The 16,670-nt window shown below is 49.2% G+C and carries 14 protein-coding genes; 5 read left to right on the forward strand and 9 right to left on the reverse strand.

Features of this window, described 5'->3' with window-relative positions:
- Positions 1–128 precede the first annotated feature (128 nt).
- From Q0294_RS17540 to Q0294_RS17550, 3 genes are all read left to right on the forward strand, one after another.
- The gene (locus tag Q0294_RS17540) at positions 129–1,763 is read left to right on the forward strand and encodes a CTP synthase (RefSeq protein ID WP_299468050.1); all 1,635 of its coding nucleotides are present in this window, start codon (positions 129–131) and stop codon (positions 1,761–1,763) included.
- 64 nt (positions 1,764–1,827) lie between these two features.
- Entirely contained in the window at positions 1,828–2,754 is a 927-nt protein-coding gene (gene truB, locus Q0294_RS17545; RefSeq protein ID WP_299468052.1) for a tRNA pseudouridine(55) synthase TruB, read from the forward strand.
- Between the two features lie 52 nt (positions 2,755–2,806).
- Positions 2,807–3,382, forward strand: a complete 576-nt coding sequence (locus tag Q0294_RS17550; RefSeq protein WP_299468054.1) for a nucleoside triphosphate pyrophosphatase — start codon at positions 2,807–2,809, stop codon at positions 3,380–3,382.
- Positions 3,383–3,504: 122 nt separating this feature from the next.
- On the opposite strand, the gene Q0294_RS17555 is transcribed toward Q0294_RS17550, so the two are convergent.
- The 3 genes from Q0294_RS17555 to Q0294_RS17565 all read right to left on the reverse strand — a co-directional run bounded on the left by Q0294_RS17555 (position 3,505) and on the right by Q0294_RS17565 (position 6,722).
- Positions 3,505–4,056: a sigma-70 family RNA polymerase sigma factor gene (locus tag Q0294_RS17555; RefSeq protein WP_299468056.1), complete on the reverse strand. Its 552-nt coding sequence runs from the start codon at positions 4,054–4,056 to the stop codon at positions 3,505–3,507.
- Between the two features lie 338 nt (positions 4,057–4,394).
- Positions 4,395–4,619 (reverse strand): hypothetical protein, encoded by a 225-nt coding sequence (locus Q0294_RS17560; RefSeq protein WP_299468058.1) that lies wholly within the window; start codon positions 4,617–4,619, stop codon positions 4,395–4,397.
- A gap of 378 nt (positions 4,620–4,997) precedes the next feature.
- Complete coding sequence (locus tag Q0294_RS17565; RefSeq protein ID WP_299468060.1) at positions 4,998–6,722, reverse strand: hypothetical protein; 1,725 nt, start codon at positions 6,720–6,722, stop codon at positions 4,998–5,000.
- Between the two features lie 497 nt (positions 6,723–7,219).
- Between Q0294_RS17565 and Q0294_RS17570 the strand changes: the two genes are divergently transcribed.
- Positions 7,220–8,518, forward strand: a complete 1,299-nt coding sequence (locus tag Q0294_RS17570; RefSeq protein WP_299468062.1) for a hypothetical protein — start codon at positions 7,220–7,222, stop codon at positions 8,516–8,518.
- 167 nt (positions 8,519–8,685) lie between these two features.
- A complete protein-coding gene (locus Q0294_RS17575) occupies positions 8,686–9,351 on the forward strand; it encodes a hypothetical protein (RefSeq protein ID WP_299468064.1) in 666 nt (221 codons plus the stop codon).
- 119 nt (positions 9,352–9,470) lie between these two features.
- Here the strand turns inward: Q0294_RS17575 and Q0294_RS17580 are convergent, their stop codons facing one another.
- From Q0294_RS17580 to Q0294_RS17605, 6 genes are all read right to left on the reverse strand, one after another.
- Positions 9,471–10,724, reverse strand: coding sequence for a PmoA family protein (locus Q0294_RS17580; RefSeq protein WP_299468066.1), 1,254 nt, complete (start codon positions 10,722–10,724; stop codon positions 9,471–9,473).
- A 16-nt stretch (positions 10,725–10,740) separates the two neighbouring features.
- Positions 10,741–12,063, reverse strand: a complete 1,323-nt coding sequence (locus Q0294_RS17585) for a Gfo/Idh/MocA family oxidoreductase (RefSeq protein ID WP_299468068.1) — start codon at positions 12,061–12,063, stop codon at positions 10,741–10,743.
- Between the two features lie 95 nt (positions 12,064–12,158).
- The gene (locus Q0294_RS17590) at positions 12,159–12,563 is read right to left on the reverse strand and encodes a hypothetical protein (protein WP_299468070.1); all 405 of its coding nucleotides are present in this window, start codon (positions 12,561–12,563) and stop codon (positions 12,159–12,161) included.
- A gap of 80 nt (positions 12,564–12,643) precedes the next feature.
- Positions 12,644–13,600: a DUF1559 domain-containing protein gene (locus tag Q0294_RS17595; RefSeq protein ID WP_299468072.1), complete on the reverse strand. Its 957-nt coding sequence runs from the start codon at positions 13,598–13,600 to the stop codon at positions 12,644–12,646.
- A gap of 106 nt (positions 13,601–13,706) precedes the next feature.
- Complete coding sequence (locus Q0294_RS17600) at positions 13,707–15,077, reverse strand: FecR family protein (protein ID WP_299468074.1); 1,371 nt, start codon at positions 15,075–15,077, stop codon at positions 13,707–13,709.
- Positions 15,074–15,580: a sigma-70 family RNA polymerase sigma factor gene (locus tag Q0294_RS17605; protein WP_299468076.1), complete on the reverse strand. Its 507-nt coding sequence runs from the start codon at positions 15,578–15,580 to the stop codon at positions 15,074–15,076. Before Q0294_RS17605 ends, Q0294_RS17600 begins: the two co-directional genes overlap by 4 nt.
- Positions 15,581–16,670 lie beyond the last annotated feature (1,090 nt).

Raw genomic sequence — 16,670 nt, forward strand, 5'->3', positions numbered from 1 at the left:
TAAACGAAACAGATAACTGAAGTGATAGAAATCTGATATTGCATTCTGCAGCTTGAAACGTGCAAATCCGGCTTGTTTCGCATATCATGATCAAATAATAAACTCCGACTCAATTAGCAGATAGTAAAATGACCAAGCATACGACCAAACATATTTTTGTCACAGGTGGCGTTGTCAGTTCTTTGGGAAAAGGACTAACGTCCGCGTCGATCGGGCTCCTCCTGGAACAACGGGGACTGAGGGTCCGCATGCAGAAGCTCGACCCTTACATCAACATTGATCCCGGAACGATGAATCCCTACGAGCATGGCGAAGTGTATGTTCTGGACGATGGCTCCGAAACCGATCTGGACCTCGGTCATTATGAGCGATTCACCAACAGCCCCCTCTCCCGCAAATCCAATTACACCACCGGACAGATTTATCAGCGGGTGATTGATAAAGAACGCCGCGGCGAATATCTGGGCGCCACCGTTCAGGTGATCCCTCACATCACCGACGAAATCAAACAGGCGATTTTCAATCTGGACAATTCCGACGTCGATGTGGTCATCACGGAACTCGGGGGAACCGTGGGAGACATTGAAGGACTGCCCTTCCTCGAAGCGATCCGTCAGATTCCCCTGGATATCGGCAAGGAAAACTGCCTGTTCATCCATTTGACGCTGGTCCCTTACATCAAGGCCGCGGGAGAAATGAAAACCAAACCGACACAGCACAGTGTTGGTTTACTACGGCAGATTGGTATTCAGCCCGATATTTTGATCGTACGAACCGAACGCCCCATGGATAAGGATCACGCAGACAAAATCGCCCTGTTCTGCAATCTGGAAAAAAATGCGGTGATTGAAGAAGTCGATACGGAATATTCCATTTACGAAGTTCCTCAGGGATTGGCCGATGACGGGCTCGACAAACTCATCATTCGCAAACTGCAGCTGGATGCCGAACCTCTGGACCTTTCCAACTGGCGGGCACTGCTGAATCGGATCAAAAATCCGGAACATGAAGTCACGATTGCTGTGGTGGGAAAATATATCGATCACAGAGATGCCTACAAATCAATTTACGAATCACTGTTTCATGCAGGCTTTCATCATTCCACGCGCATTCTTTTAAAGCGAATTGAAGCGGAAGAAGTTGAACGGCAAGGGCCTGAAGCACTGCTTTCCAACGTCGACGGAATTCTCGTCCCCGGCGGTTTCGGAAAACGTGGCATCGAAGGCAAAATCGCGACCGCAAAATTTGCCCGTGAATCCGAGATTCCCTACTTCGGGGTCTGCCTGGGAATGCAATGTTCGGTGATTGAATTTGCCAGAAATGTCCTGGGACTACCGGACGCGCATAGCACCGAATTCAACAGTGAGACCAGTGCCCCTGTCATATGTCTGCTGGAAGAACAAAAGGAAATTACGGAAAAAGGGGGAACCATGCGTCTGGGCGCACAGGACTGCATCATTTCGCCGGACTCAATCGCTCATTCCTGTTATGGTGCCGATTCCATCAGTGAGCGTCATCGACACCGTTATGAGTTCAACCCCGAATATCGTAAACAGATGATTGAAGCCGGCATGATTCCCACAGGAACCAGCCCCAACGGAAATCTGGTCGAGATCGTAGAAATTCCTGATCACCCCTGGTATCTCGCCGTGCAGTTCCATCCGGAATTCAAATCCAAGCCGGTCAGCCCGCATCCGCTCTTTGCCGGATTTGTAGGAGCCGCCTTGAATTATCATCAGCAAAAAGTCCGCGTCACCGTTTAAGAAGTGATTCAATACCGACTGCGCCTGTGCCAGCACGCACGAGAAAGACCGGGAACAGTTTCCAATGAGTTCCAAGAAAGCGGTAGGCCTGAATTTATCCGGCTTACTGAATATTCATAAGCCACAAGACATTACCTCGCGTCAGGTGGTAGATCAAATCCAAAAGCTGGTCAAACCATCCAAAGCCGGGCACGCCGGCACACTGGATCCACTGGCCACAGGCGTCCTGGTTGTCTGCATCGGTTCTGCGACCCGTCTGATTCGATTTGTCCAGGAACAGCCTAAAGAATACATCGGCGAATTCTTTCTGGGAAAACGAAGTGACACCGATGACATTTCCGGCAATGTCACCGACACACCTGATTGCCCCGTCATCACGCGCGAACAACTGGAAGCCTGCCTGCCGGATTTTCGAGGGCAGATCGAACAGATACCCCCTCAGTTCTCAGCGGTGCATATCGACGGGCAGCGGGCCTATGATCTGGCACGCCGCGGGAAATCCTTTGAAATACGGCCCCGCACCGTGGATGTTTATGAACTCGAATTAGTCAGCTTTGAATTTCCTCGTTTCCAGCTCCGCATTGTCTGCGGTTCAGGAACCTACGTTCGCTCTCTTGGTCGCGATCTGGGAGAACAGCTGGGAGTTGGCGCGATTATGTCAGCGCTGGTGCGCACACGCATTGGACAATTCAACCTGGCATCCGCGATGAACCTCGATGAAGAGTTATCCCTGGATACGATTGTCCAACAATTGCAGCCTGCCGCTTCCGCAGTCACGTGTCTCCCGCATTATGAATGCAATGAGCAGGAACTCCAGTCTCTCAGCCAGGGACAGAAGCTGACCTGTACTCCAGATCGACTGCCTGATACGAAGCAGATCACAGAAATTGCCGTCATCACGCCGGCAGGAACACTTGCCGCGATTGCCGAGTGGGACCGGTCTATCAACCAACTCTCTCCCAGACAGGTCTATCATCAACAGACCAAATAACGGATTTAAAAACACCTGATCTGGCAGTTTTATTCTACTATGGGAGTCTTCGATGAAACTCATTCTGGCCAGCACATCCCCTTATCGTGCAGCACAATTACGACGATTAGGACTGGATTTTGAAACCCGTGATCCCCAGGTCGATGAATCACTGCTGAAAGCGACTCTCTCCTCACCTGAATTGCTGGCAGAAACATTGGCCTTGGAAAAAGCCAGACAGGTCTTTCAACAGCACCCTGATGCAATCGTGATCGGCGGCGACCAACTGGTGTCGTTTGAAAATTGCATCCTGGGAAAACCAGGTACAGAAGAACGGGCGCTGGAACAATTGATCTCAATGCAAGGCAAAACGCATGTGCTCATTACCGCGATTGCCGTTATGGCGCCCGATTTTGTGGAAACGCACATCAACCGCACCAGACTCAAAATGAGACCGCTCGACAAAGACGCTCTCAAACGTTATGTCCAATTCGATCAGCCGCTGAACTGTGCGGGAGCCTATAAACTGGAAAGCCGCGGAATCACACTATTTGAAGAGATTCAATCCACTGACCACTCTGCCATCACGGGCATTCCCCTGATAGCGTTGACTTCACTGCTTGTGAAAGCCGGAATGACGCTCCCTTAACAGGTCCGTTAACCGGCCCGTTGACTTCTGCATTTTGATGCAGAATACGCTGTCACAAAAGCACAAAGCCTGCCGAAGTTTCCCTCAGCAGGCTTTGCTTTTTTCAACACGCATATTTTCACTCATACGGACTGCAAGTCCAGCAGAGCTTCCCGCAGCCGATTACGTGCGGTGTGCAGTCGCCGTTTGATCGTTCCAATCGGCCGATCAAATTCGTGACTCATTTCCTTCAGAGACTGGCCTTTGAAGTAAAATGAAATCAGCGTCTGACGATCGACTTCACCCAACTGTTCCAGACTTCCTCGCAATTCGCTGGCCCGTTCGCTTTCCAGCATTTTTTCCAGCGGGCTTTCAGGTGCGTCGTCCAGAACGATAAACGTATCAGGACTTTGAATGCTCTCTTTAGGCCGACGAACAGCTCGATTGATCGACATCCGCGCGGCAATCTGCCGCAACCATCCACCGAAACGTTCCGGTGCATTCAACTGAGACAGCTTCCGCATGGCCTGAATGAAAACATCCTGCGTCACTTCACTGGCCTCAGCGTGGTTTCGCAATCGCTTCATCACAATCGCAAAAACGGTCGATTCAAACTGAACTACCAGAGAACCGAAGGCGTCCCGATCCCCACTCTGAGCGGCAAGAACTAATTCTACTAACTGCTGATCTTCCATGGTACTATCTCTTCTCTGACCCTGAGTCAGGGCTCTGTATTCAAAGATGGTCAAAGTGGCAACTGCGATCATGCTCGGAGTGAGATTTAACCAGACCTTTGAGTCAACTGAGAAACCGGAGAAAGAGCTTAGGTTCTTCTTCCGGAAATCAACAAGCTGACCAATTCGAGGTTCTCACCATCAAACATGGCAGGGCCGGCCAAAACATTTGTCGCGTTTCAACCAACCACTTTGAGTAAACGATTTTCTGCTAAAAAGCAGGGAATAGGAAACTGCCTACGAAGCAGTTCCGGTCATAGTGGTCCTGGTACCCGTTATCTGCATGTATCTTTGATACATCAGAGGATCGATGATTGATGTTGACAACAATGCCAACTCATCGAGGGGGTCCCCGGCATACCACCGGATTCCGACAATCGTTCTCCACTTAGAGGGCTTAACGTATCTAGACGGAGGGCTGCACGGACGGCATCGATGGCTTTCACGACAGCCGCTGTTTTCACAAACGCGCTGATGTTAATTGCTTTGACGACGAAACGACGATTCTGTTTAGAAAAAATCATCAGTGCACCTCCTGCGTTAAACCGCAGAGAAAGAGACTAAAAAAGAGAGGCTTTCTGCCTCGTAAATAAAAACGGATTTTATCCGCTCACAAAAAAGTAGTTGCGAGATTCCCAACCCTCAGGTCAAGAAACTCTCCTTACCAGCTAGACAGACAGACGTTGTTACTGGTTCGCTCATTTTTGTCAGTTTTCGGTAAAATGTCGATTATTTCAAGAGCGGTTTTGAAAAAACATGCGTCTATCATGCCGATCCGGGACAATCCACAACCGCAGACATCCCTATAAGCATATTTATATCAACGACTTACCAACACGTCCATTTCCAGTAACGAATCGGAACTAATTTTCAGTTATTTTCCGTGAAGACCTCGGCCACCGTTATTTTTGACCAATGATGATCGAAAAAATCTTGAACCCGCTCTTCAGATTCTGAACCGGCACATAAGTCCTGGTCGTCAGCGAGTGCGGCCCCATCGACAGACTGAACGTCAGGTAAGAGGCGGAAATGCCCTGCTTTTTCAGCAGCGCTTCTGAAAACGGCCCCTGTTGCTGCCGGCTTTCGGCAAAAATATTGTAGCCTTTCGCGATGCTGGTTGGCACATCGATTATGGCCAGAATATTTGCCTGGCTGAGCCCCTGTTTGCGGGCCTCGATAAACGCAGGTTGATTTTGAGCGATCAGATCGGAATCCGCCGAAGCATTGAGTGCGTCCAGAAATTTCTTCATCGAGGCCGTAGCCCCCATCGCCTGGAGTACCTTTCCTTTCGGATATGCCATCCGATTCGTAATTCCCATCGGGCCATAAAGTACTTCCAGCATTCGCTTCTGAACCTGCAGCGGGTCAAATTTCGGATCGACTTCCTGTTTGATGACCGTCAGATCGACAGTTTCGCTTCCGATCTTCTCTGCATCGGGTGTCAGAGTGACCTGTTGCTTCATGCCTGGCAGAGAAATATTCTGCATTAACCCCATCATTTCCCGGGTATATTTCCGCATCGCTGCAGAGGGTTCCACTTCTGAAATCGTATAAGCATTCAGCACCCCTTCGGAAAGTTTCCCCAGTTCGAACGAGAAATAATAGCTGCCGAATTTCAAGCTGCGAATCTCTTTGACAATCGATTCGAATTTCGATCTGGCTTCCGCATTTTGTTTCGTGTCATCAAACATCTGCGCTGTAAACTGCATTCCCCAGGTAATGAGCGCATCGGTGTTCCCGGCTCCAGCAAAATAGGCCAGTTGATCTGCGGGAAATTTTCCCAGTTGTGCAAATTCCTGCGGCGGATTTGTCTGAAATAACTGGTCGGTCACCGAATTTTCTTTGACTTCAAACAGGCTCTCCAAACCGACGCCACTCATTCCAGCCTTGACCGTGGTTGTATAACTTTTTGAATCCTGAACCGCTTGTAAACCCGCTTTCGCCAGAGTGGAATACAGCGACAGAATCGGCTTCATATTCACCCCCGGCGCGGTATTTACTGTTTGGGAAAGTTGATTGAGTGCCACGTCGATCTTCTGTCCCGCCTGTTCCAGTTGCGGCTGGTAAATCTGCACTATTTTTTGCGAATTCACAAAAACCGAGAGGTCCCCCCCGGCAAACAGATCCCGCGACTGCGAACTCATTTCATCCTGAAAGCTCTGACCACCGTTTTTTAACAGTTGAACGGCCTGATCAACGAGTGCTTTGTCATCACTGTAAAGAACCCATGTCTCATGAATCGCAAACTGGTATTTTTCACCAGCGGCGGTCTTGATTGCCTGTGCATCGCTGGCAGGCATCACATACAGTAAGCCAGGCTGTTTTGCCTGACTGAGAAATACGCCTACAAACATGTCGCGCGAACGGTCAACGCCTGCCAGGTCCGGGTTAGAAACAGACCGCCCCAGAAACGTTCGCAAATTGCCGGCAATCACTGCCGTCAGCGACTCGTCGACCTGATTCAGCAAACCCGAAATATTTTGCAGAGTTTCTTTGGGCTGTTTGAGACGTATGACAATACTGGCTTCCGGGGAGATCGCCGATTCAGGAATCTCTGCTGCAGTGACCAGCCCTATCGGAAATAACAGCGAGACATATGTTAAAGCGCACTTCCATTTTTTAAACATCAAACAACACTCCGTTGACTAAATTTTATTTGGCCCGTTATTGGAAGCTGTATTATATACAGTCTTGTCTGAAGAGAGGACTATTCACCCGTTTGAAAGTCAGACAAAATATAAAGCTTTTATTTGTAAAGAGTTAACACGATCAACTAAACACATCACCGGGAACGCCAGGCCAATAAACAATAGGACATTTAGTTAAGACAGAGCCACATTTAGTATTACCGAAAGATTAACCATCACGGGCTCCCTATCGATTAAAACAAAGGAAACAAACAATCCAATCGTGCCTGCCAATAGTGGATGCAAAATGCAAATCGAGACTCGTGCAGCAAATTGCCCTTTACCGATGAAAGAAGAGTAAAGTCTTTCCGAGATTAAGTAGATGACTGATCTGATCGCAGTCACTGCTGGAACCGGAGGACATTTATTTCCACATCATTATTTCGTAATATTGAATTAACGACAAAGATCTCGTTGAAGGATCGCGCAGAGTATCAATGTCTACCGGATTCGCTGGCTCCCGTTCCATGGATGAACGCCGTCGTCGCAGACTGGCGTCGGAATCTTCAGAATCTCTCGACGATTCGAACGAGGATTCTACATCTCAGACCATTTCGCGGACAAATCGGTTTAAAGCCGGTCAATACCCGCTCCGTACAATCATTTTTCCCAAACGCTGGAAACTGGCCTTATATTATCTGCCGGTCTTTTTGTGTTTTTCCGGTTTAATTGCCGCTGACTTTTACCGGTCTGAATTTTGTACACCCGACTCTGCCCTGTCAGGGTATCTGTCATTGAAACAGAGCCCCTTGCCGCTCTACCTGACTGGCTGCCTGCTGTTTGTTTCGGGCCAGATTTCGTTACTGATCGCTTCACTCCGCACACAAAGCCTGCATGATTTTTCAGGCAGGTATCGCCTGTGGAAGTGGGTCGCCGGTGGTTTATTTCTCTTCGCTTTATGCACCACAACGAAATTACATCACGTCTGGGCAACGACTGTGATTGAATTAAGATTGTTTGACTGGGGACCTCATACACCACTTCTGGCCTGGCTGGTTCCCGGACTGGCTTTGGGGTTGAGCGTCTCGCTGATGACTTATCTGGAAATGCGGGGAGATCGGGCAGGTCTGAACTTTACCATCATCGCGGTCGCCGCTTACGTAGCGAACCTGACTTTCATGTTCACCGGAAATCTGATCCCCTGGGAAGCACAGCACTATCTGATCGGAGCCGGCCTGCTCTACTTCGCACACTGGAGTTTGTTTACCAGTCTGTTATTTCATACTCACCATTTACTCTACCGGTCAGTCGATCTGCCAGAGAAAGTTCCTTCACGTCTCAAGCAGCATGCTGCAAAGTATCTGCATCGTCGTCGAATCAAGAAAAAAGCCAGACGGGTAGCTAAAGCCATCATTCAGAAAGAACGACTGGCAGTCAGATTGGCTCAGCAGCAGGCAAAAGAAACCGCGGTTATTGCAGCGGACGCCGCAAAAAAATCTAAAATTGTAAAAGCCGCAGCGGAGAGAAGCACCCCCCCCGCAAAATCTCCCGTTGTGGAAACCGCCGAGACCCGCCCGGCGAAATCATCAGAGCCTGTGGCGGTAAATAAATCGGCACCAGCTCAGCCTGCCCCGGAACAACCGTCGAAAGTTGAGAAAAAAACAATTCGGGTAGACAGCGCGCACGATCCGGAACTGCTGAAAGGTCTCAGTAAGCGTGAACGGAAAAAGCTGCAAAAGCAATGGCGGGATGAAGAACGCTTGAGCGGGATACAAAATGACGAAGATGATGCCTAATTCTTAGAATTTTCTGATCCGGTTTTAGATTTCGCTCGTTTCTTTGGTGGATTCTTTATAGACTTGCCCTGTTCAGAGAGTCCGTTGTTTTTGTACTCAGCTTTCATGAGTTTGCCGCTTCTGAATATGCAATTCGCACTGTCTGCCCGGGAAAGGTAAATACCAAGATGTCCGACGACAATTTTTACTCCGAAGAAAATGATTTTCAACCTGAAGAATTTTCTGCCCAGCCCAAAAAAGGAATGAGCACGGGCGTAAAAGTGCTGTTGATTATATTCGGCGTGGGAGGCGTTTGCTTACTCCTTTGCTGTGGTGGCCTGTTTTATGCCGCCAGAAATATGGATATCAAAATGAAGGTCACGGAGAAAAAAGCCGAGATCATCGCCATCCAAAATGAAATCACGGATATTACGATTCCTGAGATCTTCAAACCCCAGGCGGGAGTGACTTTCAGCGTCATTGGCAAAGGCATGCAAATGGCATTGTTCGAACCAGAATCAAAACAGGGAATATTGATCTTAATGAGTCTGACCGTCCCCGATGACGGCATGATTGATATGGAGAAAGAGTTCCGCAGCAGCCTGAATAATCAAAATCAGAATCAGAATCAACGCAAGCTCGATATCACAAAAGAAGAGCAACGCGAATTCACAATCAAAGGCAAAAAACTCAACTTCACTTTTGCGGAAGGAACCGATGAAGAGAAAGCGGAATTCCATCAGGTAACGGGCGTATTTCCGGGTAAAAGCGGTCCGGCCTTCCTGATGCTGCAGATTCAATCTGAAGAATATAATGAAGAAGAAATCGTGAAGATGATTGAGTCGATTAAATAATCAGACGCTCAATCATTTGACAGACATATCAAAGCTGGTCGTGAGGTAAATCACGGCCAGCTTTTTTCTTTGACGAAAATACTTCTATTCTGACCTGTGAAGCCTGTCCCGCTCGTTGATTATGGCTCTGAAACAATTTTGACTTCAGGGGGATGCGCATAATCTTCCCACAAACTTTGATCAACCTTTGCGTTCGGCTTTCCGTCATGCACGTAAAAGCGATAACGTGAGACATATGGTTTCCCCGGTTCAATCGCGAAAGCGTCGCTGGCTGCGACCGCGAAACAGAAATAAGGCATTGTCGGATGCAATCTGACCGGCTGCGGGAACCGGAAATTCCCGGGATGACTTAACACGGTTACTCCCGCCATTCCACCAGCCAGCGGACCATACAGCTCCACCCACTGCGGCTGCGACTGATTCCCGTTTTCTTTATTTTTCCCTTCACTGGTCAGAAAATCATAAGTGTGATGCTCATGCCAGTCTGCATGACCGCGAACCGTCATCCCGCCATAATGAATTTTATCAATCGTCACCGGCTGATCCGTTGCACAGTTTTGTATCGAGTTGATATCAAACAGAAACTGATTTTCCAACGCGAAAACACGTACCCGCCATGTTTCTTTCAGCATGGTTACCGGGCCTGTTTTTTTCGTCAGATCGACATGATCGATGGTTGCCGTAAACGAGCCGAAAACCGGGCCGCTGGTGAAAGAGTTGACCTGGTTGTGTTCCACTTTGCCGAGTTGCGACTTCTGGTCCCAGCCGTTGTTTTCCCGGCCTTCAAACAGGATCTTCCGCCACGACAACATGATGCCGTGCTGATGCGCATGATCGGGGTTGAAGTCGTCGGTGATAACTTTTCCCGATGGTGTATACAACGGGTGAATATAACCGCTTTTGTCGTAGTACGCTTCGTCCCGTTTCGGAGCCGCGACCAGCGCGTGATTGTAAGTCAGAACCGGCTTGCCATCGACTTTAACATTCAAATGTTTTCCATCATCAGCCACGACGACCCGATCGGGCTGTTTTGCAAAACTCTCCCCGGCCATGAGACGATATTGCCTTGTCGCGCCTTCCGGCAATCCTTCGCGAAGTATCCAGACGATTTCCCGCTGATCACCGGCGGTATCAATCTGAATTGGAATCTCTGTCCCGTTATCCACCCGAAACAGGCTTAAATTCTGCCGCTCGAGCAGCTTCGGTACGGGCATCGAAATCACGCAGTTCTGCCGTGCCTGTTGACCCGCCTTGACTTCGAATAACACCGCGGGCCCGGCCTGTGAAACGGCAAGATTTCCCATCAATGCTGCGACCACGATCGCGAAACAAGAAAGAAGATGTTGCTTCCGGTTCAAAACAGTTTTTCTCATGTTGAGTGTCGCCATGTCAGAGTGTCCATCCTTTACGGTATTCACGTTGAATGTATTGTGCTGCGTCAGTTGTATTAGAGGCATTCATTTTCTCTGCATCCCACTCGATCTTGTGCCCCACACGAAAGGCCAGATTGCCCAGCAGAATCGTTTCCGTCAAGGGAGCCGCATAATCAAAGTGACACAGCGTTTTCCCAGTCCCTTTACAGGCTTCAACCCACTCCATCCGGTGATTGCGAATCGCATCGGGAATCGTTTTCTCCGGTGCTTTGAATCCGACAAATTTCTCTTCCGGCAGCAGGACCCGTTTATCGTAATCAGCGGCTAACATTCCCTGCTCGCCGACAAACAAGATCCCGGCCGCCCACTCAGGCCCTCCCAGATCCAGCACCGGTTGCGGAGTATTCCGACCATGATACCAGACGACCTCTACGGGGGGCATTGTTTCACGCGCGGGAAACTGCCAGTGGCAATCGAGCCAGAATGGGGTTGAGTCGGGGTGCAACGCCGGCCCTTTTGTTTCAACAGCCGTCGGATATTTTAATTTTAAAGACCAGAAAATCAGATCCATATAATGGCAGCCCATATTTCCGAGCGTCCCGTTTCCAAAATCCCACCAGTAATGCCAATCGTGGGGATGATAACAGGGGTGGAAATTCTGCATCGGCGCGGGGCCGACCCACAAATCCCAGTTCAACGTTTTGGGAATCGGCTGCGGTTGCTGCGGACGATCCACGACATGTTTGAAGCGTCGCCAGCCGCCGGGTCGACCAAACCAGACATGCACCTGCTTCACTCCCCCAATCGCTCCCGACTGAATCAGTTCCACAGTCCGTCGATAATTCTCGCCGGCATGATTCTGAGTTCCCATCTGTGTGACGACATTCTGTTCCTGCGCTACACGCTGCATCGCGCGTACTTCATGAATCGAATGCGCCAGCGGTTTTTCGCAATAGCAATACTTGCCCCGCTGCATCGCATTGATGGCAATCGTCGCATGCGTATGATTGGGAGTCGTCACCAGAACGGCGTCGATCTCTTTGTCCATCTGATCCAGCATCACGCGAAAATCCGCAAATGACTTTGCTTTGGGAAATTGAACCTGATATTTGTCCGTCCGGGCACTGTCGACGTCACACAGCGCTACGATATTCTGACTGGACACCAGCCCCAGATTCGCATTCCCCTGATTTCCCAAACCAACGCACGCAATATTCAATTTCTCATTCGGAGAACGACTTTCGGCTAATGCAGAACGCCCCCCCACCCAAAGACCGGCACTACTTAATACCGAATTTTTGAGCATCTCTCTGCGAGTCATCTTGAATGACGAACTCATTGTTTCAATCCCTCTCACTTCTGGAAACAGCTTAAAATGGCAACTCTCTCAACCAGGTACCTCCTGAATTGATCTCACTGACAGATACACTCGGTTTATTTCGATTTCAGATCAAATTGGAATTCGTTCCCTGCCCCCGTTATGACATTTTCTTTGAGTTCGCTATCCGTATTATACTTCTCCGGAATATACGATTCCATAATGTCTTCTCCAAAGTCCCTCCCCTTTTTCCCGGACTTCCGGGACGCGAAGATCATGACTTTCTTCATTCCCACTGGACTGGTGAATTCAAAGGCTCCTTCTTTGATCACCCCAGCAGCCGCAGGCCCCTGCCCATCTGCAGGCTCGAAAATGATATCGCCTTTCGGAACGAGAGTGCCGTCAATCATCACGGTCCCATTCACAGGAGCCGTGACCGGACCATCGTTGCCCGTTCCACATCCCTGCAGGACTATAAAAAAACAAAGTATCGTCAGTGGTTTCAAAACGGAATCCGTCATCAATTCTTTTTCTGTCTGAATGGCCTGATTTGAAGAAAGCGATCTCAGAGGCTGTAAACACTCAGCCCGTTTGTTATGGATTAAAATTCTCCCAGCACTTCGCCTCCGGCCCGCGTCCCCAGACTTCGAAACGTACTGGTATCGACATTATTCGAGATAAATCGAACGGCACCGTCTCCCAGCAGAAAATGCGCTCCCCCTACATGACGGCTGCGCGCATAAACGGCATTATTTCCACTGGAACAGGAAGTACTGATGGGGGCATAATCTCTTGAGTATCCGTAGATAACAGTATCGGGCACAGCGCTATTCGGTCCCTGTAAAGTTGTAAACGTTCCACCGCCTACGTATTTCGTTCCCCAGACACGGCCTCGTAAATCGCCTACTGTCAGACAGTCAGCAGTCGGACCGGCGCCGGTAGTATCATCCACCAGATTAATCTTTCCCGCGGCAATCGTATTGGACGTCCCATCTGTAATATCACTCATCCGAATTTTTGAGATGTTAAAAAACATCCCGTTCAGCTTAGGAAATGTTCCATCTGCCCCCTGAGTCGTTGAACCGGAACAGAGCAGATAATTTGAATAAAACGTACTTTTCTGACTCCCTAATTTTCCACTGTTTGGATCAGAAGGGCACATAAAAACGGGAACTTTGACTGAACGCTGAGGATGTGAGGCAAAGTCGCTTACAGTACCGGATTGAAATCCATCGCGGAGTTTATCATACAGTGGTGCCTGATCGACATAGGGTAGTATCAGATGAAACCAGGACTGCCGTGCATAATTTTGTCCCGTATAAGCAGACACATTCACACCACAGACTGTCGCGAAGGGAAATACCTGATGCGAATCATGATAATTATGCAGCGCGATTCCCAACTGTTTTAAGTTGTTCTTACAAGTACTCCGTCGGGCCGCTTCCCGGGCCTGCTGCACGGCAGGCAGTAATAGTGCAATCAGAATCGCGATAATCGCAATCACGACCAGAAGTTCAATTAATGTAAAACCGTCTCTTCGTTTCTGATGAAAATTCATGAATCTTCTCTTTAAAAAAATAATGGAAGCGCAGTAATACAAAACCTCTTATTGATTTGAAGCGACCAATGGAAACAGATCCGGTTTCCAATCAGCGCAGCTGGAATTATTGTTTGGCAGGGTTCTCTGAGGATTGAACGATCACGCGAAATTCATCGACGAAGCGTTCTCCGGAAAGCAGGACGAATGAAAGTTTTTTACGATCATCTGAAATCGTGACCTCATCATAGCGGGCCTTCGGGTCGATTTTGCCTCTGTCAACTTCCGTCCCTTGATGAACAATGCTGCGATCAGGATGCTTTTCATAAAGCGGGTGAAAGAAGCTATCGGTCTGATTCAATTTTTTTATTTCCAGGATGACACCGAGAATCGGCCGTTCAAACTCGATTTCTCCGCGGACAGGAATGAATGTCCCCTGTTTGATGGCGGGGTCGTAATAAACGCGAAAACAGTCGACTTTCGTCTGTGCGGGGAGGGATACCGGATAATGAAACGATTTACCCGAACGCTGTTCATCCCGGGTAGGTGAAACCAGCACGTTTAAATTCTGAGGAAGTACCACATGGCTTCGTTCCGGAAAGACAAAGGCCAGGTCATCATGTTCAAAAACCTGGTATTTTCCGGTCGCCAGTGCATCCGGCATTTCTTCCTGAAAAATAACAGAACTGGAATAACCTTTGATCCCATATCGCGCACTGACTTCGTGTGAATCAGGTGTTTCGGCAATTTCATTTTTCTGGTAATCAATTTTGGCCGACTTATTCTCATCCACCTGTCGACTGGTTTTTACGATTCCGTCATCATCTACCACCGATGCGATCACTTTTCCCCGGTAGACCTGCACCCGGGTATCCTCGGCATCAGCGGTCTGAACCGAAAACAGGGTCCCCAGATCAATCACGCGCCCGTGAGGTGTATCGACCTGAAATCCGATCCCCGTACTGGGAACATTGGCAATGAATTTTCCCTGCTGCAGATGAATCGAATTATTCCCGGTGACTTCATAAGCAGCCGGCGCCGAGATCAGCACCCTGGCACCGGTTGGAAAATGTAATTCCGCTGATCCCTCTGCCAGTGTCTGTTTAATATGGTTTTGAACCCGTTCGCCGGAACTGAAGACCACTGCTTCCAGAACAGGAGTTTGAAACTGCGGCACAATGTAGAACAATCCCATCGCCAGCAGCAGCCCACAACCAGACAGGAACGCAGGCACAATCAGCCGTCGTCTTAAACCAAAATCGGGGGCATTTTCCTGAATCGTTGACGGAGACTCATCCTGTGACAGCAACTCTCCCAAATCCTGTTCCTGATGCGCCACCCATTCCGAGAGCACCGCGTCATCGCTGGCGAACAGTATCATTCGTTCTGCGAGTTCAGGTTCCTGGCAGAATCGCTGTTCCAGCTGAAACGTCTCTCCTGGTGAAAGGGTCCGGTCCAGGTAAGCCTGCAACAAACGATCGTCGTCCCAGTCTTTCATTCTCCTGACTCCTCCTGCAGACGTTGTGCAATGCAGTCACGCAGAATCGCCCGAATCCGATGCACGCGGGCATAAACCGAAGTCACCTTCTGCCCAATCTGTTCGGCGACAACCCCGACACTTTCTCCCGAATTGTTATAGCACCGGGCAATCAGTTCGCGGCTCAGAGAGGGCAGACGCTCCAGACACTCCATGAGCTTATCCCGGCGAGTCGATAAGGACTGCTGGTTTTCAACCCGCTCAACGGCTTCCGCCAGCGCTGTGATGACTTGTGGATTCACTGGTTTTTCTCTGTTTGATGTACGGTGATGGGCTAACACCCGACGATACGCGATTTCGCGTGCCCAGGGAAAGAACCCGTCTTCCGAATCGAGTTGAGAAAAGGACTCGACGACCGCAATCGAAACTTCCTGAAAAATATCGTCTGCGTCAGTGGCGTTGCGTACACACGCATAAATATAAACGTACAATGCCCGTTGATACTGCGTTAGCAGTCTTGCCACGTCAGATTTTGAATCTGTCTCAGTCGACATCGATGTCTTTCAAATGGATGAAATATTCCTGCTTATATAGGAAACGAAAGAGCGCATTTTTACGCACGAATCTGAAATATCTCCACAAATTCTCAAAAAATAGCCCCTGCCTGTCCTTCAGCTTAAGATGTCTCCGGAACTCTTGTCAAAGTGATCAGTTCCGGCCCTGTATCCATTTCTGATTCTGTGCCCCCGCTGCCAGTCTGCGAGTATGTTCGAACTTGACACGCTGCTCTGATTCCTTAATTTCACCTGACCAGATTGAGTGTAAACTGAAAAAAATCCCCTTGACGCCAGCCTGACGTTCGCCATGATCTGCTCTCTGCTGTGTGTCGCGCGCGTGAGCATTACAGGTTCAGCTGAAGAACGGGAACCACTGAAAAAATCAGCATTATAAAAGGCCCTCGTTTCAGCCAGATTTGACTTAAACCAGCCTCGAAAAGTTGTGCGCGTCGCCACACGCCACCACATAGCCGCCCCCCTGCCAACCAGACCCACCACAGCCCCAACACACATCTGCACTCCCTCGCCAACCAAATCATGTCGCGTCCCCTTGACTGCCCCACGCACATCCAGAAAATAGTCCACAATCAATCGCACAGTAAAATTCTCCCAACAACACAAACCAACGGGCAGGCGCGAAACCAATTCAGGATAAACACAGCGAGCAGTAAATCTCAGAAAACACATGCGAATCAACATCACATTATCCCTGACAAAACAGACATTCCGAGTGGAAACCGAAATCGGATTGCTCACCACGCCATCGATGTACCACCACAAAACGTACCTGCGGTGAGCGGAATGGCGCGAGCCACCGTTTTGGAATCAGCGCCCCGACCTCAAAAAACAAACTCTCTCACCAGGCAAATCCTACCCGATATCACCGCCCCCACGCAGATGAACATCCCGCACTGAAAACCGCGATCTCAACCGAAGCTGTTAAGCACTAAGAGACAAGCCGATCAGTAGCACGGGTGTGTAAAAAGGTGTCAGGATCCTTATATTTAAGGTTCCTAGTATCTTGGATACGAGCACTGTTGGACCTGTTTTACAGGTA

It is taken from the genome of uncultured Gimesia sp., assembly GCF_937919775.1.
Classification (GTDB): domain Bacteria; phylum Planctomycetota; class Planctomycetia; order Planctomycetales; family Planctomycetaceae; genus Gimesia.

Coding starts and splice junctions, on each gene's coding strand:
- Q0294_RS17540 (WP_299468050.1), top strand. CDS start 129: ATGACCAAGCATACGACCAAACATATTTTTGTCACAGGTGGCGTTGTC.
- truB (WP_299468052.1), top strand. CDS start 1,828: ATGAGTTCCAAGAAAGCGGTAGGCCTGAATTTATCCGGCTTACTGAAT.
- Q0294_RS17550 (WP_299468054.1), top strand. CDS start 2,807: ATGAAACTCATTCTGGCCAGCACATCCCCTTATCGTGCAGCACAATTA.
- Q0294_RS17555 (WP_299468056.1), bottom strand. CDS start 4,056: ATGGAAGATCAGCAGTTAGTAGAATTAGTTCTTGCCGCTCAGAGTGGG.
- Q0294_RS17560 (WP_299468058.1), bottom strand. CDS start 4,619: ATGATTTTTTCTAAACAGAATCGTCGTTTCGTCGTCAAAGCAATTAAC.
- Q0294_RS17565 (WP_299468060.1), bottom strand. CDS start 6,722: ATGTTTAAAAAATGGAAGTGCGCTTTAACATATGTCTCGCTGTTATTT.
- Q0294_RS17570 (WP_299468062.1), top strand. CDS start 7,220: ATGTCTACCGGATTCGCTGGCTCCCGTTCCATGGATGAACGCCGTCGT.
- Q0294_RS17575 (WP_299468064.1), top strand. CDS start 8,686: ATGTCCGACGACAATTTTTACTCCGAAGAAAATGATTTTCAACCTGAA.
- Q0294_RS17580 (WP_299468066.1), bottom strand. CDS start 10,724: ATGAGAAAAACTGTTTTGAACCGGAAGCAACATCTTCTTTCTTGTTTC.
- Q0294_RS17585 (WP_299468068.1), bottom strand. CDS start 12,063: ATGAGTTCGTCATTCAAGATGACTCGCAGAGAGATGCTCAAAAATTCG.
- Q0294_RS17590 (WP_299468070.1), bottom strand. CDS start 12,563: ATGACGGATTCCGTTTTGAAACCACTGACGATACTTTGTTTTTTTATA.
- Q0294_RS17595 (WP_299468072.1), bottom strand. CDS start 13,600: ATGAATTTTCATCAGAAACGAAGAGACGGTTTTACATTAATTGAACTT.
- Q0294_RS17600 (WP_299468074.1), bottom strand. CDS start 15,077: ATGAAAGACTGGGACGACGATCGTTTGTTGCAGGCTTACCTGGACCGG.